The organism is Streptomyces sp. NPDC036813, assembly GCF_055609245.1.
Genome location: NZ_JBVJPV010000003.1, coordinates 159,954 through 184,017 on the forward strand (window position 1 = coordinate 159,954; position 24,064 = coordinate 184,017).

The 24,064-nt window shown below is 68.5% G+C and carries 15 protein-coding genes; 8 read left to right on the forward strand and 7 right to left on the reverse strand.

The annotated features are described in order from the left end of the window. Positions 1-871: 871 nt before the first annotated feature. From drmB to ACZ67Q_RS08325, 5 genes are all read right to left on the reverse strand, one after another. Positions 872-2,674 (reverse strand): DrmB family protein, encoded by a 1,803-nt coding sequence (drmB, locus tag ACZ67Q_RS08305; protein WP_471178071.1) that lies wholly within the window; start codon positions 2,672-2,674, stop codon positions 872-874. Next, positions 2,655-5,834: a helicase-related protein gene (locus ACZ67Q_RS08310; RefSeq protein WP_471178073.1), complete on the reverse strand. Its 3,180-nt coding sequence runs from the start codon at positions 5,832-5,834 to the stop codon at positions 2,655-2,657. The genes drmB and ACZ67Q_RS08310 overlap by 20 nt, the downstream gene beginning before the upstream one ends. Beyond that, positions 5,831-7,348 (reverse strand): nuclease-related domain-containing DEAD/DEAH box helicase, encoded by a 1,518-nt coding sequence (locus ACZ67Q_RS08315; RefSeq protein ID WP_471178076.1) that lies wholly within the window; start codon positions 7,346-7,348, stop codon positions 5,831-5,833. The genes ACZ67Q_RS08310 and ACZ67Q_RS08315 overlap by 4 nt, the downstream gene beginning before the upstream one ends. Then, positions 7,345-12,057 carry a DEAD/DEAH box helicase gene (locus ACZ67Q_RS08320; protein ID WP_471178079.1) on the reverse strand — a complete coding sequence of 1,571 codons (4,713 nt, stop codon included), beginning with the start codon at positions 12,055-12,057 and terminating at the stop codon, positions 7,345-7,347. The genes ACZ67Q_RS08315 and ACZ67Q_RS08320 overlap by 4 nt, the downstream gene beginning before the upstream one ends. A gap of 877 nt (positions 12,058-12,934) precedes the next feature. Continuing rightward, positions 12,935-13,219 carry a hypothetical protein gene (locus tag ACZ67Q_RS08325; RefSeq protein ID WP_471178081.1) on the reverse strand — a complete coding sequence of 95 codons (285 nt, stop codon included), beginning with the start codon at positions 13,217-13,219 and terminating at the stop codon, positions 12,935-12,937. A gap of 342 nt (positions 13,220-13,561) precedes the next feature. On the opposite strand from ACZ67Q_RS08325, the gene ACZ67Q_RS08330 reads away from it, so the two are divergent. The 4 genes from ACZ67Q_RS08330 to ACZ67Q_RS08345 all read left to right on the forward strand — a co-directional run bounded on the left by ACZ67Q_RS08330 (position 13,562) and on the right by ACZ67Q_RS08345 (position 17,974). Continuing rightward, on the forward strand, positions 13,562-13,954 hold the full coding sequence (locus tag ACZ67Q_RS08330) for a hypothetical protein (RefSeq protein ID WP_471178084.1): 393 nt from the start codon (positions 13,562-13,564) through the stop codon (positions 13,952-13,954). Positions 13,955-13,981: 27 nt separating this feature from the next. Beyond that, positions 13,982-14,410 (forward strand): hypothetical protein, encoded by a 429-nt coding sequence (locus tag ACZ67Q_RS08335; protein ID WP_471178086.1) that lies wholly within the window; start codon positions 13,982-13,984, stop codon positions 14,408-14,410. Positions 14,411-14,476: 66 nt separating this feature from the next. Further along, positions 14,477-15,979, forward strand: coding sequence for a hypothetical protein (locus ACZ67Q_RS08340; RefSeq protein ID WP_471178088.1), 1,503 nt, complete (start codon positions 14,477-14,479; stop codon positions 15,977-15,979). Between the two features lie 204 nt (positions 15,980-16,183). Then, positions 16,184-17,974, forward strand: a complete 1,791-nt coding sequence (locus tag ACZ67Q_RS08345) for a beta-ketoacyl-[acyl-carrier-protein] synthase family protein (protein ID WP_471178091.1) — start codon at positions 16,184-16,186, stop codon at positions 17,972-17,974. Between the two features lie 30 nt (positions 17,975-18,004). Here ACZ67Q_RS08345 and ku read toward each other — a convergent pair whose 3' ends face one another. Beyond that, complete coding sequence (gene ku / locus ACZ67Q_RS08350) at positions 18,005-19,066, reverse strand: non-homologous end joining protein Ku (protein WP_471178093.1); 1,062 nt, start codon at positions 19,064-19,066, stop codon at positions 18,005-18,007. Between the two features lie 71 nt (positions 19,067-19,137). Here ku and ligD point away from each other — a divergent pair, with 71 nt between their 5' ends. After that, positions 19,138-20,019 (forward strand): non-homologous end-joining DNA ligase, encoded by an 882-nt coding sequence (gene ligD / locus ACZ67Q_RS08355; protein ID WP_471178096.1) that lies wholly within the window; start codon positions 19,138-19,140, stop codon positions 20,017-20,019. Positions 20,020-20,023: 4 nt separating this feature from the next. On the opposite strand, the gene ACZ67Q_RS08360 is transcribed toward ligD, so the two are convergent. Beyond that, positions 20,024-20,827, reverse strand: coding sequence for a nuclease-related domain-containing protein (locus ACZ67Q_RS08360; protein WP_471178099.1), 804 nt, complete (start codon positions 20,825-20,827; stop codon positions 20,024-20,026). Positions 20,828-20,943: 116 nt separating this feature from the next. Between ACZ67Q_RS08360 and ACZ67Q_RS08365 the strand changes: the two genes are divergently transcribed. The 3 genes from ACZ67Q_RS08365 (at position 20,944) to ACZ67Q_RS08375 (ending at position 23,632) form a co-directional block, all read left to right on the forward strand. Next, positions 20,944-21,450 carry a protein-tyrosine phosphatase family protein gene (locus ACZ67Q_RS08365; RefSeq protein ID WP_471178101.1) on the forward strand — a complete coding sequence of 169 codons (507 nt, stop codon included), beginning with the start codon at positions 20,944-20,946 and terminating at the stop codon, positions 21,448-21,450. 89 nt (positions 21,451-21,539) lie between these two features. Next, positions 21,540-22,379 (forward strand): hypothetical protein, encoded by an 840-nt coding sequence (locus tag ACZ67Q_RS08370; RefSeq protein WP_471178104.1) that lies wholly within the window; start codon positions 21,540-21,542, stop codon positions 22,377-22,379. Further along, positions 22,376-23,632: an ATP-binding protein gene (locus ACZ67Q_RS08375; protein WP_471178106.1), complete on the forward strand. Its 1,257-nt coding sequence runs from the start codon at positions 22,376-22,378 to the stop codon at positions 23,630-23,632. Before ACZ67Q_RS08370 ends, ACZ67Q_RS08375 begins: the two co-directional genes overlap by 4 nt. Positions 23,633-24,064 lie beyond the last annotated feature (432 nt).

Below are 24,064 nucleotides of genomic sequence, written 5' to 3' on the forward strand. Positions count from 1 at the left end.
CCTTTCCCCCTTCCCCGGCAGTGTCCGCCGGCACTGCATTGGACGCTGAGGTAGCGTCCCTAGTGTGGGTAGTCAGCACTGTAGTCTGACCCAATTTCTCAATGATCAATGGCGCTGCTACACCTGCGGCCAAAGCGCCAAAGACACCGTTGACTTGACCCCCGACTCCGGCAGCGGAGGCTACAATCGCTCCGATGACCAACCGAATGATCATCGATATCAGAGAGGCCGGAAGTCCAGGTTTGCCGGGTTTCTTCCAGGGCCACCCTCCGAGCGTTTTAACCTCGGTAGTGAGCTCTAGCCCTTCGACTGCGAAACTTCCTGCCGCCCCCCAGAAGGCGAACTCTAGCCCTGTCACATGGTGCAGCCTAAAGTACGACGGCCCGCGGCACACCACGTTCACGGTGATTGAGTAGGAGCGCGGCACACGCCGCTCCCGTGGCGCTGGAGGGCTTCGAAGCCTTATCCGCAGCGGGATCGTAGGCGGTGCTTCGACCCTGCGGCTGGCGGTGACGGTCCTCGACCAGGTACGCGGGCCGCACGGGCATCAGTCGGCCGACACGCTAGCCGACTGCGCCTGGGCGTGGACTCGACTTTGTGGACCATCTCCGGACAGTAGACGGGTTTCTCTATGTCTGCCCTACCTCTCACCTGGGCATTCTCCGGGAACTTAAGCCCCCTCCGGAACTGTTGCAGCATGGCACCGCAGCTGAGCCCGTCGACCGACGAAAACCATAGGGGTTTCCTCAGGCAGACGGATCGCAAAGCCTGAGAGGGCAGCGACGGTTGCAGACCCCGCCCAACAGCGTCCGAGGATGGCCGCTCTGCGGCCCCAAGCATGTGCGTCGGGGCCGCAGAATGCCAAAGGTCGTCACCTGGGCCGTCGAACGTCCGTCAGAACGTCGTCCAGCAGTCCTCTCACGTCGCTTCCGCCGAGGACCAGCTGTCGATCCAGTAGCCGGTTTCCGGTCTCGCAGGAGGTTTCACTCACCAGGGAGCACCCGTGGCAGGCCGAGAGATTCAGCTGTGAGGCTCCCTGACGGTCGCTCTCGATGCAGACCGGATCGTTGGAGCAGAAGTCCGCGTCGTCCAGAGCTGCCACCAGGAGTGGGATCAGCTTCTTGGGGTCCCCGAGCCTGACGAGCCCGCCGAGAGTCCCCTGGGCGTCCCCTGCCGCTGTATAGATCAAGATCCCGGCGGTCTTGTCCGTTCGGTCGGAGTTCGCGTAGATCCGTTCTTGCAGCGAGGCAGACGCGTAGCCGCTGGCGAACGCCAGTCGCCGGATAAGCAGGTGGGCCAGCGTGTGCAGGGCGATGTACCTGGGTTCCGGCACGTCGAGGCGGCCGGCCCAGGGAGAGTCCGCCCTTCTCTTTTTGAGGATGCCGGCGCGTGCCTGCACCTCCGGCTGTGCCTCCCATGCGGCGAGCTTCTCCTCGCCGAACCGCAGGAAGATTCCTTCCCCGAACAGTTCGATCGCCGGGTAGGTGGGCCGATACGACCGGTCCGATCCCAGATCGGCGTTGATCAGCTTCGCTTCCGCGTCGTGGCGTCGGAACCCCCGCAGGGCACGGACCTCCCGTACCCGGCGTACCTGTCCGATGCCGCTGATCTTGGCGAGGAGGCTCTGCGGTCCCGCGAGCCCTTCGAGGCTTCTCCCGTCGACGACGAAGTCGCTTCCCGTGCGGTCGCGTCCTTCGTCTAGTTTCTTCAGGAAAGCCGCCCACTCACCGTCCTTCAGGTCTAGCAGCAGCTCACTCGCGGGGTTTTCCTCCCCCGCCGCGACACCGAGGACGGTTTCCGCCGTCACTCCGATATCGTCGGCGATCATCTGCGCCAGCACTTCCGACTGGGGCCCGCCGTTGTCGGTCACGACTTTCCCGAAGAGCATGTGACCACGGATCTTGTCGGCCGTCTCCGCGGACTGCGGGCGTTCCTCTGGGATGTCGAGAGCCGAGATTCTCTCGACGATGTAGTTGCCCGTGGCACCGCGCTGCACCGCAACCAGCTCGTACGGGCAAGCTTTCTTGACGGAGGCCTCCGGCTCCCAGGGCTGCCGTCCCGCGCAACGGATCCCGTCGCGGTGCAGGGCCCCCTTCGTCACGAGTTCAGCGAGACTGCGCTCATTCCCGCACCCGTGGCACTTCACCACCAGGGCCGCGAGGCCTTCGCCACGAGTGGCCAGCTTGCGGAACCTGAGTGCTTTGTAGTCACGGCAGAAGCGGACCGGTTCGTTCAGGCTCGCCGCGCGCCCACGATGTGCCCACTGGAACCAGTTGATGTCCTGTATGTGGCTGCCCTTTTCGCAGACGGCAACATATCGCATCGGTACGAGCGCGCCGCCGCAGTCGCAGGTGTTGCTCCACTTCCCCTTTTTCCTACCGGTCAGCTTCGAGAGCTTGTCGCAACGCTCGCAGAACCGCCAAGCGGGAAAGCGCCAGTACGGCAACGCGGGGGTTTCCTTCGCGGCCCGGCTCGCGTGTGCTGGCGGTTGTCTCAGGACACCGGCACCGAGGCGGGCCATCAGACGCTCACAGCTGATCTCATGGGCGAACCTCTTGTCCCACCAGGACGTGTCCGGCGCCATGAGCGACTCGCCTCGCACGTCGACGATCGCTCCCACACCGAACGGTGAGATCGTCTCGGAGAGGCGCAGGTCATGCCTGATCTTCTCCATGGTGCACCTCCTCCTGCGGTTCCTGGACCTCGACCGCCACATTGGGCTCCACGGACCTCATCGAATCCGCGACGAGCCACCCCTCGCCGGGCTGGCCGAACTTCTTCAACAACGCTGCCTGATCCTTCTTCGTCCGCTGGTAGTACAGAGGCTCGCCCGACTCCCGTGCCTGGCCTGCCCGTCGGTCCCAGTCCCTCAGGAGGCTCCATACCGCGGAGCGTGTATCCGGGGCTTCGATGCCGTCGGCCCGCGTCACGTAGCCGAGGAACCGTTCCACGAGTCGATCGACCGCTTCGCGGATCCTGTCGTCCCCGAGGTCGAACCGACCCGCCGCTTCGTTCAGAGCGAGTGGTGTGAACGACTGCCTCAGCAGTGTCACGAGGGCGCCGGCGAGCGATCGCTCGCGTGAGGCCAACGACCACGGCGTGACGCTCGTGGGCTCCACGCTCCGGTAGAGGGCCTCGTGGTAGCCACGGAAAGTCTCGAAGTGCGAGCGATCACGGGCCCTTCCCGACCGGAACAGCGTGACGACGACGCCCTTCGTGTCTCCACGTCCGACACGGCTCGTGGCCTGGATGTACTCGGCCGTGGTCTTGGGCTGCCCCACCATGAGCATCAGCGCGAGCCGCGGGATGTCGATGCCCACGGAGAGCATGTTCGACGAGAGGACCACGTCGACGGCCTCCGGCGACTCGTCGGCCCTGACCCTGAGCGCGCGGAGATCGTTCGGTAGTTCCTCGGCTCCGCGACGGCTCGTCAGTTCCAGTACCTTCCCCGCCCTGACGGGCCGCAGCGGGAACCCGAGCCTCTCGGCTCGGGGCTCCAGACGACCGTTGACGTCATCGACGACCAGCGTCCCGGTACGTCCGAGCTCACGAAGACTGTTGTGGTACATGACCAGCGTCCAGTACGCGTCCCGTGACGCGGCGGCCGGGGCGCGGCCAGCGAGCGCCTCCGGCATCTCCACCATGGGGGTGACGGCCGCGATGACGGCCGACGGCTGCGAGACCGACTGCGGCATCAGGCCGACGTAGAGACGTCCTTCTCCGCTTTCCACCGGGCGGGAGAAAAAGGTCCGGTCGTCGTCGAGTCCCGAGGGCGGATACAGGGCGACCTCTCGACCGTACAGGCCCTCCACCTGCTCGTCGGACGCGCGGATGGTGGCCGTCGAGGCCACGATCTTGGGACTGGAGCCCGAGCGGCTCAGCAGGACCTGGATCACCGCGTCGAAGACGGCGACGGTGGTTCCGAGCGGTCCCGAGAGGAGGTGCAGCTCGTCCTGGATGATCATGGACGGTTGCCTGAAGGTGGTCCCGAGACCGAGTAGCCTGCCTGCTTCCGGCTTGAACTGCAGACGCGCGAACTTGTCGACGGTGGCCAGGAGGATGGTGGGCGGTTCCTTGTACAGCACCTCGTCGACGACCGCGAGCGGGAGCTCGCCGGCGAAGTCGCACGACGCGTCGACACAGTGGAGCACGACGTCCACGCCGTCCAGGCGCATGCCGTAGTCCTCTGGCTTGTCGCTCCTGAGCCTCGGCACCAAGGGCGTCAGACACCAAGGGCAACTCTCGACCTGGAACTCGTTCGCCTCTTCCGGGCGCGCGGCCTTCTGAAGCCGTTTGAGTGCTTCACGCGCCTCTACTCGCGTGCCGGGGGTGACTTCGTTGCCCACCCACAGACCGATCGAGAACGGCGCCATGCCTTTCGCCCGGTCGTCCGTGTCCCGCAGCCGCTCCATCGCGCAGACCAGTGCCGCGGCCCGTTGGAACTGCTGAGAGGTCAGGAGCCGCAGGGTGTAGCGGGTGATGACGGCGGTTCCCCCGCCGGCCGTGCCGTGAGCGAGCCGTCGGCGGAACACCTCGATCGCGGCGAGACCCAGGTATGCCTCGGTCTTGCCGCCACCGGTCGGGAACCAGATGAGGTCGACGAGGTCCCGATCCTTGTGCCCCTCGTCGACGGTGGAGGCCAGCGACACGAGCAGGAAGCCGAGCTGGAAGGGTCGCCACCGCGGCTCCGGCACCTGCTCCTCCGGCTTCCCGCGGTTGATGGACGCCTGCCGCATCTGAAGACGCATGGCGGCCATGCCCAGTGAGAAAGCCGTTCGAAGGTCCTGTCGTCCCGGCGCCCGGAGGAGGTCTATGCCTTCCCTCATCCTGTCGACGGCGTCCTGCGAACGCCCGGCGATGCGGACGGCCACGGCCCTGTCGTCGCCGAACGCCTCCGCCCGTTCCATCTGTCGGGAGGCCCAGCCAGCGAACGCCTGGAGGAAAGCGTCCAACGATCGAAGGACCGCTTCGGGATCCTTGTCGATCTGCTGAAGGTGCCCCAGTTCCAACGCCTCGGCCTCGGCCGTCCCTTCATCGAAACCCGTGGTCTCGACGGCGGGCACCACGAAGGCCGGCACGGGATCGAGGAAGACCTTGGAACAACGGCCGTCCGCGAACTCCCAGTCCGCGGCCATTCCGTGCCCGACCGCGTAGACCTTTCGGTTGCGATATCGCAGGCGCAGCTCGGCGGCTTCCGGGTCGGTGTCGATCGAGCGCGTGGTGTCGTACTCCAGGATCTCCGCCCCGGCGGAGGGAGCGGCGGCCAGGTGGACCTGGAACAGCGTCCGAGGGATGTCGAGTCGGTCGTCTCCCGTGGATTCGGTCAGGACCCGTACGTGGACGGTGACCAACGAGTCGCCCTTGAAGTCGCGCCAACGCGACCCGATCTCGACCGAGACACCACCCACGGAAAGGCGCTCGGGCCCCTTGCCCCGCCGGAGGTCGAGGCCGTCGACGAAGTACGGGGTACGCTGCCACCTGGGCGGCCCGTCTCCCTCGACAGCGGCGTACGTACCGCACGAGAAGTCGACGTCGACCGAGTCGCCGTCGGTGACGAAGGAAAGCGCGACGGACGAGGGCTTCCAGTCCTCGGCCAGGGGGACACCGGCCCCACTCTCCTCGACATCACCATCGGGGACATCCGCCGATACCTCTTCGTCCGTGTTCCCGTCGCCGTGAGAGCCTCGGGCCTCGGCCTCGACCGGGAACAGCATGCCAACGGCGTACTGCCGGTGAGGCAGGTTCGCCGTGACCTCCTCGTCTCCGGCCTCGGGCCCCACGTAGGAGGCTCGGAGATGGTGGAGGGCCTCCTTCTGGGCCGCTGTGAGGTTCACTTCCCAACCTGCTTTCGAAGAAGATCCTGGAGCCGCTTCTTGTCGTTCTTGGACGCGACCACGTGGAGCGTGACCCGCGCCCGCGTGACAGCCACGTAGAAAGCGGCGAGTCCCCGGTCGTCGTATTCCTGGGGCAGGTCGCACACGATGACGTGCTCTGCCTCCAGCCCCTTGGCGTAACGGGGGTTGGTCACGAGGAATCCGGCCTCGCTCCTGCGCGGCTCGGCGTCCTCGGACACACTGATGATCCAGATGTCCTGGCGACGGGCCCCGTTCGCGACGAGGTCGCGAGCCACGGTCTCGGCCGCGGCGACACCGGCCGTCCCGTCGGACCACCGCCATTCCACTCGGTCGCCATGGACGATGCCCGGGTCCCCGACGTCGGCGCCGAGGTACTCCTGCACGACGTGGACGATCGCACGGGTGTTGCGCACGTTCCGGTCCAGGTCGTACTGAAGCGCCTCCTGCTGGACCAACTCGCAGACCTCCGGATCGAACTCGCCGTCGACGCGTGCCTGGTTGTTGGGGTCGAGAAACATCCTCCACCGGCCGCCCTCTCGACCCCCGCGGATCACGGCGTCCAGGGCATCCATGCCGCCGGCGTTCATGAGGTCCTGTGCCTCGTCGACGAAGACGACGTCGTACTGCTTGTCACCGGACAGGTCCGCGAACGGAAGGAGATCGATGTCTCTGCCCTCGATCCGCGGACCGAAGAAGTCGACCAGGGCGGGCGAGTGAAAGGTGATGAGAACCGACTTCCCTTCGCCCGCCTCCTGCTTTGCGCCTTCCGCCAACACCAGGGATTTCCCGGTGCCCGCGCCACCGAAGACGAGCATCCTCGGGTTCCGGGAGAGGGCGGCCAAGACCCTGGCCTGGCCCTCGGTCGCTCGATTCTGCTCCTCCAGCACGGCGCCCCGCTGCGCATCGATGACGGGCATCCTGGTGAACTCACCGAAGAGGCGCGCCCGGAGAGTCTCGGACCGGGCGACTCTGATTCCGTGGGGAGCGGTCCTCGCTTCGCCGGCGACCTTCTCGAAGGCTTCGGCCAGTGCGGCAATGCTCATCTGCTCCTTGGCCCACCAGTGGCTCCCCTTCCATTCGACGGCTGCCGGAGGCGCGTCTATGTCGGGGGTGAGGGCAACGGCCTCGGTCGCGAACCAACCGACGCCTTCCTCCTGGAGGATGTCGCGCAGCGCGTACATCGCCGACTGCGCCTGGTCCATCGGCGACTCACGCAACTTCTTCCAGTCACCGTGACGGTCGATGGAGTACCAGACACCGTCGTACTTCCTGACGCCCCCGCCCTTGACCTCGACGATGACGACGACGCCGTTCCAGAGCACGACGAAGTCCGCTTCCCCCTGCTGCTTGACCGCGTGGCTCCGCAGCTTCACGGAGTGGAAGGCGACGGCGTCGGGGGGGCCTTCGATCGCTCGCAGCAGTCGGGCCACCCGCCGTTCGGCGTTGCTGGTGGTGGCCGTCTCGATGTCGGCGATATCCGGTATGAGGATCATGATCCCTGCTTTCGCCAGAGGCCCTCGTAAGCACGGAATCCGAGGAAGTCGTTGACCGCGCCGAAGTTGTCGGCGACGTCCACGATGAGGCACTCCTCCTTGCCGCCGTTCTCAGGACCACGCAGACCGCGGCCGGCCATCTGGATGTAGGCGCTGGGACTGAACGTGGGCCTCGCGATGTACAGCGCCCGGACGCCGGGCGCGTCGAATCCCTGGATCAACAGGTCGCAGTTGGCCAGAACCCTGATCTCATTCCTCTTGAACCTCTCGATGACGTCACGGCGCGTCTGCCGTCCGGTCTGGCCGCTGACCGCCTCGGCCGCGACCTTCCGGTAACGCAGTGTCGCGGCGAGGACCTGGGCGGACAGGACGTTCGGCGTGAACACGAGGATCGGCCATTCCGGATCCCGTTTCAGGATGTCGTCCACGAGGATCTTCATGCGGGCCTGGTCCCGGCCGATGCGGTCGAGGACCTGGGGTTCGAGCCTGCGCAGGGACCGCACCTGTGCGAGTTCGTCCGGCTCCAGCGCGACCTTCACGCCGTCCAGCACTTCGTGTCGGACCCTGGCGAGGACACCTCTCTTCGACAGCTCCGGGTAGGCGTTGCCGTCGAAGGCGCTCATCTTGTGGTGACCGAAGCGGGCTGCCAGTTCCTTCGTCGGCTCGGTGACATCGCCGCTGCCCTTGAACGGCGTCGCCGAGATGCCCACCAGAGGCCGTTCCCAGCTACGACCGTCGACTCCGAGCCACCTGAGGATCTTCGTGTACATCTTCGACCCGCCGGCCCGGTGCGCCTCGTCGATGAACACCGCGGAGGCCCTGCTCAGCCACTCGTACTCAGGAGTGTCGGCCACCCGGTCGAGCTTGGCGTCGGTGGCCACGACCACACTGAACTCGGTGTCGGGTTCGTGAACGACGTTGGTGTTCCAGAGCCGACCAATCGTCAACGGACGCTCGTCCCCAAGCCAACGCCAGACGGTGCCGAACGTCTGCACCGCCTGCTCGCAGAGCTCCTCCGACTGCGCGATCCAGAGCACGGTTCCGCTCATCTCGCCGTCGACGAACAACCGCAGCACGGTTTCAGTGGCCACCCGGGTCTTCCCGGCTCCCGTCGGAAGCTCCACCATGCCCTTGAGCGCACGACCGTCCCGTCCCCGGGACGTCAGGACCTCCTCCAGTTCCTCCCTGATCTTCTCCTGGAAGTCGTGCAGGGGCTTGAGCTTCACAGCACCGGGCACGACGAACTCATCGTCCTGGTGCCGGGTGCGACGCCCGGCGTACTTGGCGCCGAACCCCATCTTCCGAAGCCAGGCGACGGTCGACGCTCCCCCTGCCCACGTCGTGGGAACGTCCGTGTATCCCTCGGCGCTGAACTCCTCCGCGAGAAGCTTGATCGAATCGCTGCCGTAGACGGTCAGAAAGAGCTCGGCGACGGACGTGGAGCCGTCCACCAAGCCTTGGCCCTCAAGTGCCTGCCAGAGTCCCTTCGGCAGGTTCTCCTTCAGCGTGTCGTCACCGATGTAGATCGCCAGCCGCTCCACGTCACTGGACGCGGCCCGGGCGTCCTGCCGTTGCATCTCCAGGTGTTGGTCTACGCGTGCCTGAAGGATGTCGCTCAACTCGGCGTTCGACAGGCGCAGGTCGAATGCCTCGTTGACGATCTGCAGGACACGACGTTCGTCGAGTTCTGCCTGGACCACCAGGGTCATTCCCTGACGGTGCCACTCGAGCGACTGATCCTCGACACCGTCCTCTGTGGTCACACGCTTCGTGATCTGGACGGCCTTCGCCACGGTCGCGTCCGTGACCTTGTCCTCGACGAATGTCGAACGCAGTCCGGTGTACAGGTCGATGACGCGCTCCTCGACCTGACGGCCGTCGACCAGGAGCGAGAAGGAGAAGCTGTCCTCGAACCGTCGGCATCCGACCACGTCGACGAAATCGTCCGCTTCGTCCTCATCCACCTTGAGGTACGGCTTCTGCCTCAGGTTGAGGAACTCGCGTTCCTCCTCGGTCGTCGCCAAGTACACCGCATCGGGCCGCCTCCTCTCGATGGCACGGCCCACCCGGGCGGGGATGAACTTCGGGTGCCCCTCGGGGAATGCGAACCGACTCGCGGTGAGGACGAACCCCGTCAGGGCCACGTTGCTGATCGGCGAGGTGACCTCCGCCTCGAGCGCTTCGCGCAGGACCTCCACAGGGACCTCGCCCAGGTCCTTGGGCAGCTTCAGGGCGTCCTCGACGTGACGCGGTCCTCGGAAGAGAGGCAGCAGGGCCTCATACTTGACGAGGGAAGCGGAGACGACGCGACCGGGAGCCCGGTGGCCGCGATTCGACTTCAGCAGGCCGGCCCGACCCGCCGCCCAGCGGACAGGGGACAGGACCCGGTGGCTGAGCCCCGTGTCGATGTCGGTACAGAGCCAGTGCCCCACCTGGTCGAGCCTGAGCAGTCCTTCCGTCCACCGCTCGCGCAGGGGTTCGGGCGCGCCCGCCTCCTGCAACATCAGAAGCGCCGAGAACGGACCGGGACCCTCCCCCCTGTCGAACTCGACCTGCTCGACGGGGCGCTCTCCGGGCCCGAGCCGACGGTTCACCTCGTCCAGCACGTACTGGCAGTAGTCCTCGAAATGGACCTCGTCCTCGAGCGCGTACGAGGCCACTGGCTCGGTGATGACGCCAGCCGCATGTGCCAGCTGGGGAACGCACCTCGCTCGGTCCAGGACTCGATCGGGAGTGCTGTCACCGAGGCCGTCGACGTCCAGCACATACGTGGGCAAGGCCCAACCACCGTCAAGCGTAGGGACCCTGAGAGCCCCCGCCTTATTGCCCGCCACGACCTTCTGTGCCTGTGCCATGGGCACATCAGTGGCGGCGTCCCAGAACTTCGGGAGGTCGTCGTCCTGGGACTCCGGTGACAGCCTGGCCATCCTGGCCTCGAACATCGCGAGCGGATCGAGGTCCCGGAACCCCCTATCCACGAGCTTCTTCTCGACGCCAGGAACGGCCAGGAAGTCCGGATCGACGAAGCACGATCCCTCGACGTCGACGTCCTCAGCACGATGGAGGAAGACCCGGTCACGGTCCTTGATGGACAGCATGCCATCGGTCGTCGGTATGACCTTCGCGGGACCGAAGCCATTGGGATTCCTCAGCACGAAATCGAGCGCCTTCGCCGCAGAGGCCACATCGGGCCCCTCCGCCCATTCACGCAGCCAGGACAGGACACCTCGCTTCGGGATCCTCTCCAACGCCTTCATCTCGTCTCTGGGACGTGAGTCGGCGAAGGCGGAGGAGACGCTGCACACGTAGAGCGCCCTCAAGCGAGTCACACGCTGCTGACCGTTGGCATAGCAGCGCCAGTGCGGCACTGCGTCATCGGTTTGGGGCGATTTGATCCACTCTTCGTGATCACGTTCGGACGCGTCACCGACGCCAAAGTCGAGGGGGCGGAGCTCCGGCGGCGTGCGCAGCACGCCGGTGGCGTCAGGGATCAGGGCCTTCTCACAGCCGAGCTGCGGAACATGGGCACAGAGGATCTCGTCGCCGAACGAGTGGGTCTCTCGGCCACGCGCCGGCATGTAGTCCAGGTGTGCTGCCGGATCGTCGACGGACGAGACCTTCGGCAGCATGTCGAGGAACATTCCAGAGAGAGTCACGAGGATCTCTCGGTTGTACGTGTTCGAAAGCAGGGTGGTGCGGTCGTCGTTGACGCTCCAGGGGGCGTTGAAAAGGGCGGACGCCGATGTCCGGTCCTGCAGCGGGAAATACGACCAGAACTCGCCCGTTCTCAGTTGTGCGAAGCGCGCCGGCATCGCAACCGTGACCTTCATTCGGTCACGTGACACCGCTTCGCCGACTTCGATCCGAGCCTCGGGACTGGGTGCATGCATCCGGTTGTCGACGTACCACTCTTCGTGGTCACCGTCTGGACGCTCGATCCGAAACCTGCCGTCGCCCAGCTCCCGCGACACATGACTCGTCACGAAGTTCGCGTCGGCTCCGATTACCCGGAGCCGGATCTCACGCACCGAGTTGACGAATAGGAGGAACTCGGACCGAAATTCCTCGATCTCCTTCTTGAGATTCTCGAGCCTCGTCGCATGTGGCAATCTGACTATCGTCACCGCCCACTCCGCCAGCTCGGCCAGGATCGGGTCCTTGACGAACTCGGCCGCCGCGTCGATCCGGGTCAGGGTCCTCAGCACCGGGAGTCTCTTGGGAGCGGGCGCGATCGTCGCGATCGCCGCCTTCGCCTTTGACGAGTTGAACTCGAAGGCGACCGATCGGCTGAACACCTGTGGAGTATCGGTGACCGCGAGAACCGACTTGAAACCGAGCCCGAACCGCCCGATCTCGTCGCCTCGCTTACCACTGAGATGCGCATGGGCCAGCGTGGTGAGGCCGCTCCGGGAGAACGGACGGCCAGCGTTCGCGCAGTACAGTGTCTGGCGGTCGAGATCGAGAACGATCTCGACCCGCCCTGCGCCCTCCTCGTGCTCGCCAGCCCCCGACATGGCGTCAGCTGCGTTCTGCACCAGTTCCAGAAGTGTGCGATTCGAGTAACCGCCGACCCGGATGGACTCCTCTTGGTTGGCGTGCTCCGTGATCAGGTTCGGATTCGCACGATAGGAATCAATCGCCCGCCCAAAGAGGTCATCAACCTCGCGAACCAACCCGGCGTCGGGGACCCACTCGGCACGTTTGTTCATCACGACTACACCGCCTCAACTGCTGTCACCACGATGTACAACTGACAGCCCTGCATTTACGTGGCTCCTGAACTACGATCGCCCTGTTTCCGCCAATGCGTTTCATCGCACGCCGTCGGACCTGCTGCGGACAGCGAGAACAGCCACCGACAGGTCGGTTTTTGTTGCCTTGGCGGACGAGCCGTGGTTATCCGGCGTCCGAACGTCCAACTTGCTGCAGGTCAAAAGAGTTAGGGCCCTAACCCTCTCTGCAACCAGCGCGTCCTGATGTCAGCGATCGGGTTTACAGGCTGGCATCGCGCATTCATTGCCGGGATCAGCCGAACGTATCCATGCTCCAACGTGCCGACGTCCAGGGTGGACCCAGACCTCAAGCTACTGGGGCACGGCCGACTGCCCTGAAAGCGGAAGCCTTCGACATCGCCCCTGCATGGACCGCACTGCGGGAGTGGTCCCGCCAGCCCCAGCGGGGTGCAGCCGGGTCTCCTCGTGTGTGACTGCTGGATCAATGAAGCGCCCGAGCCCCCCGCCTGACCCCCCGCCAGGCACGCACAACAACCTTCACTAGTCCCCCTCATTCATGGAGCTTAAGCGTTCAACAAAATGCCACGACAGGGAACCCCTGTTACCGATTCGCAACTTACGTGCGACATACGGCACGCAGCCACAGAGGCGTCACTCCGTCAGGAGGTTTGCCTGACAGGCAAAATACTTCGCACCGGGAGCCGCCTCGACCGAACCAACTGGCCACCTCAACGGCGACCGCTGCCTAGCGCCACACCTCGGTGGCACATGAATCGATCTTCACAAATCCCCGTGTTTGTACCCTGTTCAAGCTTTCAGGAACCCCTCAGGAAGCGGAAGCAGTTTTGCCGAATCAGCTCAGACCAGTGGGGCACACCACCGAGGGAGTGCGCCCCTTGTGCGCCCCCGTGCCACCCCACCGGATCGCGGAACGGCTCACGGCATGCGGCGTAGCGAAGAGAATCGCGCTCGCTGCGGCACGGGTGGCGGTCTCCCAGTCAACCTGGGTCTCGTGGCGGGCGGCGCGCTCGCCGTGCCAGGACTCGGGCCTCAGCACCGTCAGCGGCTGGTCGCCAGTCACCTGGGCGGCGAGGGCACGGACGGCCTCAGGCCGCCAGGGCAGGACGGGCGCGCTCATGTCGGGGTGAAGCCAGCGAGAAGACGGACGGGCCGCACCGGCGAACGTTTGCTGTGGACTAGCTGTGGACGAACTTCGCCTCGGTGAGCCAGCGAAAAGGCCTGACCTGCGCAGATGTAGTGGCTCTCAACGGCCTCCGGAGCCGTGTGCGCAGGTTCGAATCCTGCCGGGGGCACCCAGCATGAGGTGCCCAAAGACCCCGTCACCAGCGGAAACGCTGAGGCCGGGGTCTTCGCGTATGTGCAGGCGCGTGCGGGCCAGAACGGCCGCAGGTGTCAGGGGCCGCCAGGCGGCGGGATGCGGAATCGACTACTCCCGCAGCCGGCGGGCAAGCGGGTGCGCATGACGCTGGCCCGCTCCTTACCCGACGATGCCACCGAGTGGTGGATCTACCTGGGCATCTTCACCCTCTACGCGCTCGGCCGCTGGTTCTTCGCCTGGCGGCAAGCCCGACGCGACGGCGACAGCCATCCGCTGCGCACCGCGGTCGCCGAGGAGGACGAGCCTGCTGCGATGTACGCGGCAACGACAGGCGGCTTCCGCTCGTACCGGCAGTTCTTCGGCTTCGTCGGCAGCGCCGTCACAGTGGGTCTGGTGGCCACCTTGACCAGCGGCCGGCTCCGGGTCGCGCTGCTGTGGAGCGTGATCCCGCTGCTCGTCGTGGCGCTGTCGTACCTCGACTTCCGCCAAGCCCGGAAGGCGCGTCAGGGAGCTCGACCAACGGCTCAGCGATAGGCTCAACTTCCCTTAATATCGCCCGCTATGACGACTTTCGTTGCATCCATCGCGTTGGGGTATCGCGAGAACTGGGAGATCTGCAAGCGGGAGGGTCTCTGGGGCGTCCCACGCGGCAACAACGCGGAGAAGGCCGCACGCATGCTCGACTCCGGTGACTCCGTCTTTGTGTGGCTCTCGGGAGGTCGTGCGCAAGGCGGTGGGCTTGCAGCATGGCTACGGGCAACCGGGTCCGCAACCAGCGCGGTTCACGTTCCTTGGCCTGACGCCACGCGATACGCCTACACCTTTCCCATTGAGCAGATCGGCGAGCTTCCTCGGCCCATCCCCGACTCGTTTCCCGACAACAGAGCGGGCGAGCGATTCGGCATCCAGAACATGTGGATCAACTGGGGCTTCTGGCATGTGCCGGATGCAGTGGCCGACAAGCTGCGCGCATGCTTTACAGCCGGCTGACGGCTCCGGAACTCAAGGCAGTACGTCGGCGGACGTCGCGTGCTTCTTCGCTGGCACCATACGTCCATGCCCTCCTCCCCCGCCCAAGCCTGGCTTCGTGGTGTTGCCGCCAACCCCTCCGCGTCGGCCGGTGTTCTGCTTCGGCTCCTGGAGCCGGGTGGGCGGGTCGCCTGGGCGGTGTTGTGTGAGGAGCGGCGGGGGCTTCCCGGTGAGGTGATCGATGCCGTGGTCCGGCATCCGGAGCGAGCCGTTCGTCGGGGGTTTGCTCGTAATCGGTATGTCGACCCCGCTCTGCGGAGCCGGCTGGTCGATGACTCCGACTCGCTCGTCGTCGCCGACCTTGCCGGTGGGCCTCATCCGCGGTTCGGGCGCGTTGCGTCGCTGCCCGACGGTGTCATCGAGAGGTTGCTGACCGGGCGGCATGAGCGTGGTCAGGAACAGGCGGTCACGGCCGATGAGATAGCTCAGGAGTTGGTGTTCTCCGGTCAGATACCCATGTCCTTCTATCGAAGGTTGTGGGCGCACTCGGACCCCGGCCTTCGGGCGTACGCCACCGGGCGGTGGCTCTGGCTCACGCCCGCTCAGCGGGATGCCCTGCTCGGCGATCCTGTTGCCGCCGTGCGGGACGCCGCCCGGCGAGACAGCCGGGTCCTCGATCCCGTGGCCATGGAGGCCGAGCTTCCGGAGTTCGACTGCCATCAGCGCTCGCTCCTGCTCGTCAACTACGCCGTTTCGCAGGCCGTTGCCGACGCGTGTCTCGCGGACGATCGTGATCTGTGGGCCCTTGCCCACAACCCCCATACACCCGCCGGCGCCGTCGCCCGCCTCGCCCGTCACCCCGATCCCCATGTGCGCGAGCGCGTGGCCGCTCGTGCCGATCTCGATCCGGTGCTGCATGCCGAGCTCGCCCAGGATCCCGACGACGCCGTGCGCACCCGCGCCCTGGCGCATCCGTTCCCCCGCACCTGGGCCCAGCGGGCGGCCCTCGACCGGGTGGCTGGGTGTAGCGCCGAGGTCATCGGGCCGGTCGGTGAGTTGGCGGTGGAGCCGGACGCCGACTGGTACCGCATGTGTGCCACCTCACCTCAGCCCTTGCTGCGGCGGGCCGCCGCCGTTTCCCCCGGGCTTCCCCCTGAGCTGGTGACGCGGCTGGCGGGTGACTCCGACGCGGAGGTGCGGCATCTGCTCGCCTGCAACCACCCGCTCGCCCCGCCCGGCATCGTCCTGGATGCCTTCGTCGCCCTGCCGCGGCAGCGTCCCTTCCTTCTCACGCTGCCCGGTCTTCCCCGCACCGGCCTCGAGCATCTGCTCGGCCACCCGGACCCGCAGGTGCGCGCCCTGGCCGCCGCCGATCCCTCGCTGGAGCGGCCGCCCCTCGCCCTGCTCAGCGATACCGATCCCGGCGTGCGCCACGCCGCAGCCACCAACCCGCTGCTGCCTCGCGAGCTGATCGCCACGCTACTGGAGGACCCGGACACTGCGGAGGGGGCGGCGGCCAACCCGGCGTTGCACGTGACGGACCTCCACGGGCTGCTCGACCACTGCGGACTGCCCGCCACGACCGTGTGACGTCCAACACGGTCGATTTGGTAGATTTTGGGCAATTCACCCAACAACTAAGCATGGTGACTTTTCGTCGGGTGTGCGCGTCTACACCACCCATGTGACCCAGTTCGCAGATTCAGCATTCAACTGTGGCTTTTCGGCTCTTCGCCCGCTTCACTCATTCCCGTCCGCTTTACGCCAGTTCGGGATCAGGAAGCGTGGTGACGTATGTCCCATTCGCATGGAACGCCGGAAAACCGACTTGTCCTCGACCCTCACTCCGTCAGTGCCGCCGAGGTGGTTCCCGGGGATCTCGTCGACCTCTCCGCTGAAGCCGAAGGGGCCGCGCGGGCCTGCTGGTACGTCGTCGTGCACACGTTGCCGGAGGCTCCCGAGTGGATACGGCTCACCCTGCGGCCCGCGCTCGGCGGGAGGGAGCGGGAGCATCTCGTCGCGCGGCAAGCGCTGGTCACCGTCGCCGGGCATCGGGTCGATCCCGCCGGCGTGGGGCTCGTCGAGTCCGACGATGTGGCGGAGGCTCGGTTCCGGGACGGGGATCGGGTCGGTGTGCTGCGCGTCGTCGATCCGGGGGCCGTCGAGGAGACGTATGTGCGGCGGTGGGGGGTCTGGCACCGGGATCTCGATGACGGGAGTGGTGTCGCTCACTCCGATGAGGATGTGCGCGGGTGGGCAAGCGACGCCCGGCGCGGTGACGAGGTCGTCGTGCGGTACCGCCCCCGGCCGAGCGCCGATGCCTCCACCCCCCGGTCCCGGCGTGTCGTCGTCACCGGGCTCGGGGCCGTCACTCCGCTCGGGCTCGGGGTCGGGGAGCTGTGGCGGGGGCTGATGGAGGGGCGGCACGGGATTCGGGAGGTCGACGATCCCGAGTTCGCCGAGCTGCCCGTGCGGACCGCCGGGGTCGTGCCCGTCGATCCGGGTGAGGTGCTGCCGCGGGCCGTCGCGCGGCGGATGAACCGGGCCGCGCAGTTCGCCGTGATGGCGGGTCGGGAGGCCTGGGGGGACGCCGGGTTCCAGGAGGGCGGGACCGAGGCCAGCCACATCGATCCCTCGCGGGTCGGGGTCTGCCTCGGGGCGATTCTCGGGGACGCGTCGGTGCTCGTCGGCGGGGACCGCAAGCTGCGGGACCGCGGGCCCCGCGCGGTGTCGCCGCTCACCACGCCCATGACCGTGCCCTCGCAGGCCGCCTCACAGGTCTCCCTCGATCTGCACATCACCGGGGAGGCCCGGACCGTCACCAGCGCCTGCGCGTCCGGGACCGAGGCCATCGGGGAGGCCATCGACCGCATACGGTACGGCCGGATCGACGTCGCCCTCGCCGGCGGCGCCGAGGCCGTCGTCACGCCGGCGATCATGGCCTCCTTCGCCGCCATGCGGGCGCTGTCCACGCACGAGGTCAAGGACGGTGTCTCGCCGTCCCGGCCCTTCGCCGAGGACCGTGACGGGTTCGTCAACGGGGAGGGCGCGGGGGTGCTCGTCCTGGAGGCCGAGGAGCACGCCCGGGCCCGGGGGGCGAAGATCTACTGCGAGGCCGCCGGATGGGGGCTGTCCGCCGACGCCCACCACATGGCCGCCCCCGATCCCAGCGGCAGCGGTGTCGCGCTCGCGCTGCGGCGGGCCCTGCGGGACGCCGGCGGGCATGTCGTCGACGTCGTCCACGTCAATGCGCATGCCACCGCGACCGTGGAGGGGGATCTCGCGGAGGCCGCCGCGCTGCGGGGCGTGCTCGGCGAGCGGGCCGTACCGGTGACCGCGCTCAAGGGGAACCTCGGGCATCTGCAGGGCGCCGCCGGCGGTGTCGAGGCCGTCGCCGCCGTCCTCACACTGCGCGACGGCGTCGTACCTCCTACGGTCGGGAGCACGACCATCGACCCCTCCATCGGACTCGATGTCGTCACGGGCGCGGCACGGCAGCTGCCCCGGGACGGCGATCTGGTGCTCAGCAACTCGTTCGGGTTCGGTGGGCACAACGCCGTGCTCGCGCTTCGGCGAGTGGCCTGACCCCGTCGCCCGGAGAGGGTCGGCGTCCCCTCACGCGCTCCGCTTGCGGGACGCCGTCTTCTTCGGCGGGGTCTTCTTCGCCGTGGCCTTCGACGAGGCCGCCGTCTTCTTCGCGCCGGTGCTCTGCGCCGACTTCGCGGTCGTCTTCTTCGCCGAGGCCGCCGTCTTCTTCGCGGCGGTCTTCTTCGCCGAAGCCGAAGTGGACGCCTTCTTCGCCGAAGCCGGCTCCTTCTTCGCCGCCGTCTTGCGCCCCCGCAACGGCCTGACCTCGGCCTCCTCCTCGGCAGTCTCCGCGCCCTCCGCCCTGCCGCCCTCCCCACGGGACTCGCGGGCCGCGCGCACGCTGTTCTCCAGGGCCGCCATGAGGTCCAGGACCGTGCCGCCGGCCGCGGGTTCGGGGGCCTCGGGCGGGGCCACGCCGGACACCTTGGCGGCGATGACCTCCTCCACCGCCTCGCGGTACTCGTCGTGCAGGTCCTCCAGGTCCACCTCGCCGAGGGTGTCCATCAGGGCGTCAGCGAGGTCCAGCTCCTTGTCACGGACGGTGACATCGGCGTCCGGTGCGACGCCCTCGGGGGCGCGGACCTCGTCGGGCCACAGCAGGCCGTGCATGGCGATGGCGTCGCCGACGACCCGGAGCATGCCGAGGCGCTCGCGGCCGCGCAGCGCGTACTTGGCGATGGCGACCTTGTTGCTGCGTTTGAGCGCCTCGCGCAGCAGGGTGTACGGCTTGGCGGCCGGGGCGCCGCTGGCGGCGAGGTAGTACGCGGCGTCCATCTGGAGCGGGTCGATCCGGTCCGCCGGGACGAAGGCCACGATCTCGATCGTCTTCGCCGTGGGCAGCGGCAGACTGGCCAGGTCCTCGTCGGTGATCGGGATGATCGAGCCGTCCGCGTCCTCGTAGCCCTTGCCGATCTCCGCCTGGGTGACCTCACGGTCCTCCAGCTCGCAGACTTTGCGGTAGCGGATCCGGCCGCCGTCCTCCGTGTGGATCTGGCGGAAGGAGATGGAGTGGCTCTCGGTCGCGTTCACCAGCTTGATCGGGATGCTGACCAGGCCGAACGAGATGGCGCCGTTCCATATGGATCTCACGTGCACACCCTTTCGGTCAGGTTCGTCCGTATCTGTACGGATATCTCCCTTGTGCGGGGAATTCTCATCGTATGACGCCGATCACAGAGGTGGAGGGGCGGCGGATCGCGCTCAGCAACCTGGAGAAGGTGCTGTATCCGGCGACCGGGTTCACCAAGGCCGAGGTGCTGCACTACTACGCGACCACGGCCGAGGCGCTGCTGCCCCATCTGCGCGACCGCGCGGTGTCCTTCCTGCGGTATCCGGACGGCCCGGACGGGCAGCTGTTCTTCACCAAGAACGTGCCGCCCGGTACGCCCGACTGGGTCACGACCGCCGCCGTGCCCCGGTCGGAGGGCCCGGCCCGGATGGTGGTCGTGCAGGATCTGGCGAGCCTGATGTGGGCGGCGAACCAGGTCGCGGAGTTCCATACGCACCAGTGGCGGGTGCAGACGCCCGACGTGGCCGACCGGATCGTCTTCGACCTCGACCCCGGACCACCCGCGACCGTCGTCGAGTGCTGCGAGGTCGCGCTGTGGCTGCGGGAGCGGCTGGCCGAGGACGGGATCGAGGCGTATGCCAAGACGTCCGGGTCGAAGGGGCTGCATCTGCTGGCGTCCGTGCGGCCGGCGCCGTCGGAGCGCACCTCCGAGTACGCCAAGCAGCTCGCCGTCGAGGCGGAGAAGGCCATGCCGCGCCTCGCGCTGCACCGCATGACGCGCAGCCTCAGGCCCGGGAAGGTGTTCGTCGACTGGAGCCAGAACGCCGCCCGCAAGACCACCGCGACGCCCTACACGCTGCGGGCCCGGTCGCACCCCTGGGTCTCGGCGCCGGTGACCTGGGAGGAAATCGAAAACTGCGGGGCGCCGGAACAGCTCACCTTCGGCGCCGGCGACATCGCGCCCCGGCTCCAGGACTACGGCGACCTGCTGGCACCGCTGCTGGAGCCGGGGCGCGCGGGAAGCGTGCCCTGAGCGCTCAGACGCGGGCCCAGGTGTTGCGGTCGCGGGCCATCGCGTGCAGGGCCTCCACGTCCGCCGGTTTCAGTACGCCGCCCTGGCGGGCCAGCTCCGGCAGGTCCGTGTCCGTGACGACGCGGACCTCGCGCGGCGGTGCGGCGACCTGGACGGACGCGGGGGCGAGCAGGCAGAGCACCGGGCGGACCTCGGCGGTCAGTGCGTAGGAGGCGCGGGCGGCGACCGCACGGACGTCACGCGGCAGCGGCACGGGGTCGCGCCGGCCCAGGCTGAGCAGCGGCCCGTCCACCGTGACCTTCTGCTTGCGGGCGTGCACGGCGTGCAGCGCGAACAGTCCGCCGGGGCCGATCAGCAGGTGGTGGACGCGGTCGCCGCCGGGCAGCGGGACGGAGTGCAACGCGTGCCAGCCGGCCCCGTCCAGCCGGTCCAGCACCTCACCGACGCACTGCTCAGCCTCCAGTGCCCGGCGGCGCGGGTCCGGGCGCAGCCGGTGCGCGGGGCCCGGATCGCGTTCCAGGGCGACCAGGAGGGCCTCGCCGGGCCGGTTGGGGGCGAGGTCGTCGTCTGGGTGGAGGCTGAGCCGGGCCAGCTCGGCGGGGGTGGGCACCGGTGGCGGGCCCACCGCGACCTGGCCGGTGAGGAACGGGCCGAGGGCGTCCAGGACGGCCTCCCGGTGGTCCTCGCTGAGCAGGTTCACCCGGCCGGCCTCCCGGTCGTACCAGGCGATGTTCCGTCCGTCCGTGGAGCAGACGTACAGCCGTTCTCGGCCGTGTCTGTAGGTCGGTATGACGCGCAGTCGGCTCATGCCCCATCACCCCATGACCATGGGAACAGGCAGGGTGCTCCCGGGGCAAGAAGGCGGCTACCTTGGGAGGGAGTTGCGCGGGCGGGACAGTGGTGAGCGGGGTTGGGGAGGCGCCGTTGCGTACGCGTGGGAAACAGCCCGACGTGCCCGCTCCGGACAGCCCGTGGAGCGAGATCGTGCCGGGCCTGTGGATGGGCGGGCACGAGTTCCGGGGGGCGTCCGGAGGGCTGGAGTTCGCCGTCGTACGGGACGAGTTCGAACTGGTGCAGACGCTGCTGCGGCTGCCGGGGCACGGACCGGACCCCGGGGTCGAGCACCATGTGTGGGACATCCCGGACGGGCCGCTGGACGGCACCCAGCTGGCCGGGGTGCTGCGGCTGGCCCGGGCGGTGGGCGAGGCGCTGGACGACGGCCGGCGGGTGCTGGTGCGCTGCTACCACGGCTACAACCGCTCCGGCCTGGTCGTCGCACAGGCGCTGATCCACCGGGGCCACCCGGTGGAGGACGCCATACGGCTGATACGGTCCCGTCGCTCGCCATGGGCCCTGCACAACGAGCTGTTCGTGGCGTACCTGCGGGCCGGGCTGCCGACGGTGCGGTTGCTGGAGGAGCTCGCCGAGTAGGTTCCCGAGCAGGTTCCCGAACAGCAAAAAGGACTTACCTACGAATATGGTGTACGGGGCCCTCGAACATCCCTACCCACAGGAGTCCCGTGCCCCCTCGCCGCCCGCGTGCCCTGCTCGCCGTCCTGGCCGTCGTGCTGGGGGCTGCCCTGACCGCCTGCGGTGACACCGGATCGCTGGAGGGCGCCGGGCCCACGCGGGTCGCGGTCAGCCCGGCCCGGCTGTGGCCGGAGCTGACGCCGGCGTCGTCTCCGGCGTACGACATCGACGAGGTCGAGCGGGAGGTCGTCAAAGGCGTGTCCGTGCCCGGCGACGACATCCGCAAGGTCGATCCGGCGGCGATCGTGCGCGCGGAGATCGCGGCGCACCCGGACCGGTACAAGACCGGCGGCAAGAGCGGCGAGGCCTCCCCCGAGACGGCCCGGCTGGTGCGCGACGCCTGCGGGCAGGGACCCGAGCGGGGGCGCTGCCCGGTGCTCAAGCCGTACTACCGGGACCTGACCGGGGACGGGCACGACGATCTGGCCCTCGGTTTCCGGCTGCTGCCCGGGCCCATGACGGCCGTACGGGTGTACACCGTGGACCGCCACCGGCTGGTGCAGGTCATGAAGTGGGAGGACGCCGTGAGCGCCGTCGAGGTGGCCGGGCGCTCGCTCGTGCTCAGCTCGCCGTCCGATCTGGCGCGCTACGAGTACCGGCTCGAGTGGACCTGGGACCCGGACCAGAAGGCGATGCTGCTCACCCACGACGAGATGGTGCGCACGGGGAGCGGGGTGCATCCGGGGCATCCGCAGCGCAAGCCCGCCGCGTCGCCGTCGGCGTCCGCGTCGTCCTCGGCGTCCTCGGTGTCGGGGGCGGCTTCGCCGTCGGTGTCGGGGGCTGCTTCGCCGTCCGCCTCAGGGTCGGCAGGGTTGGCAGGTGTGCGATGAGGTCCGTGCTGCCGCAGTGGTCCGGGCCGCTGGCGGTGCGGGCGGCCGCGTTCATCACCGTCATGTGCTGTGCGCTGGCCGCCCTGCTCGGCGTGCTGGTGCATGTGCAGGTGACGAACCAGACCGTCGGCCAGGCCCGCGACCTCGCGCTCGCCCGGCTCGCGGACGCCACGCAGGCCTTCGAGGCCGGCGACACGCTGCTGCCGAACGCCGGGGTCGATCCCCCGGACCTGCCCGCACGGCTGCGGACGCTGGCGGCGGCCGGGGAGCGGGGCACGATGGTCGGCGAGCACCGCGGGGAGCCGGCGATGTGGGCGGCGGGGCCCGTGGAGGGCGGCCACGCGCTGGCCGTACGCGTGGACTACGCGCAGCAGGCCCGCACGATTCAGGGCCTGGACGGGGCGATCCTGTGGTCGTCGGCGCTGGCGATCGGGGCGACCGTGCTGGTGGGGGCGTTCGCGGTGAGCCGGGTGACACGGCGGCTGCACGCCACGGCGCGGGTGGCGCGGCGGATCAGCGCCGGGGACCTGGACGCGCGGGTGGACGACTCGCGGGCCGGGGACCCGTCGCGGCCGCAGGACGAGGTCGCGGCGGTCGCCGGCGCGCTGGACTCCATGGCCTCGTCGTTGCAGGGCAAGCTGCTGGCGGAACAGCGGTTCACCGCGGATGTGGCGCATGAGCTGCGTACGCCGCTGACGGGGCTGCACGCCGCCGCGGAACTGCTGCCTCCGGGGCGGCCGACGGAGCTGGTGCGCGACCGGGTGGCCGCGTTGCGCACCCTCACGGAGGACCTGCTGGAGATCTCGCGCCTGGACACCGGGCGGGAGCGGCTGGACGTGGACAGCGAGGAGCTGGGGGCGCTGGCCGAGCGGGTGGTGCGGGCGTCGGGGACGCCGACGGAGGTCCGGGTCGTGCGGGACACGCGGGTGGAGACGGACCGGCGACGGCTGGAGCGGGTGCTGGGGAACCTGGTGTCCAACGCGCACCGGCACGGGAAGGGGCCGGTGGTGGTGACGGTGGACGGGCCGGTGGTGACCGTGCGGGACCACGGGGACGGCTATCCGGAGTACCTCGTCACGCACGGGCCGCAGCGGTTCCGTACGGAGGGGGGTGCGACGGGGCACGGGCTGGGGCTGACGATCGCGCTCGGGCAGGCGGAGGTCCTGGGCGCCCGGCTGACGTTCGCGAACGCGGTGGGGGGCGGGGCGTTGGCCACGCTGTCCCTGCCGGGGGCTCCGCCGGTCGGGGGGTGATCTTGCGCAAGAGGTGCCGCCGGTTCGGGTCGACCTTGCGCAAGGGTGCCGCCGGTTCGGGTCGACCTTGCGCAAGAGGTGCCGCCGGCTTCGGGTCGACCTTGCGCAAGAGGTGCCGTCGCGGGGCTTCGCCCCGGACCCCGGGGGGTTTGCCCACCCGCCCACCCGTCCCGGTCGGCCAAGAGACCACGCCACGGGACTCCGCCCCGGACCCCGGCGGGGGCTCCGCCCATCACCCCGGCGGGAGCTCCGCCCCCTGCACCCCGCAGGGCGTTCCCCACCGCCCCACCCGCCCCGGTCAGCCAAGAGACCACGCCACGGGACTCCGCCCCGGACCCCGGCGGGAGCTCCGCCCCCTGCACCCCGCAGGGCGTGGCGTTCCCCACCGCCCCACCCGCTCCCGTCGGCCACGAGACCACGCCACGGGACTCC

Coding starts and splice junctions, on each gene's coding strand:
- drmB (WP_471178071.1), bottom strand. CDS start 2,674: ATGGAGAAGATCAGGCATGACCTGCGCCTCTCCGAGACGATCTCACCG.
- ACZ67Q_RS08315 (WP_471178076.1), bottom strand. CDS start 7,348: ATGATCCTCATACCGGATATCGCCGACATCGAGACGGCCACCACCAGC.
- ACZ67Q_RS08320 (WP_471178079.1), bottom strand. CDS start 12,057: ATGAACAAACGTGCCGAGTGGGTCCCCGACGCCGGGTTGGTTCGCGAG.
- ACZ67Q_RS08325 (WP_471178081.1), bottom strand. CDS start 13,219: ATGAGCGCGCCCGTCCTGCCCTGGCGGCCTGAGGCCGTCCGTGCCCTC.
- ACZ67Q_RS08330 (WP_471178084.1), top strand. CDS start 13,562: ATGACGCTGGCCCGCTCCTTACCCGACGATGCCACCGAGTGGTGGATC.
- ACZ67Q_RS08335 (WP_471178086.1), top strand. CDS start 13,982: ATGACGACTTTCGTTGCATCCATCGCGTTGGGGTATCGCGAGAACTGG.
- ACZ67Q_RS08340 (WP_471178088.1), top strand. CDS start 14,477: ATGCCCTCCTCCCCCGCCCAAGCCTGGCTTCGTGGTGTTGCCGCCAAC.
- ACZ67Q_RS08345 (WP_471178091.1), top strand. CDS start 16,184: ATGTCCCATTCGCATGGAACGCCGGAAAACCGACTTGTCCTCGACCCT.
- ligD (WP_471178096.1), top strand. CDS start 19,138: ATGACGCCGATCACAGAGGTGGAGGGGCGGCGGATCGCGCTCAGCAAC.
- ACZ67Q_RS08360 (WP_471178099.1), bottom strand. CDS start 20,827: ATGAGCCGACTGCGCGTCATACCGACCTACAGACACGGCCGAGAACGG.
- ACZ67Q_RS08375 (WP_471178106.1), top strand. CDS start 22,376: ATGAGGTCCGTGCTGCCGCAGTGGTCCGGGCCGCTGGCGGTGCGGGCG.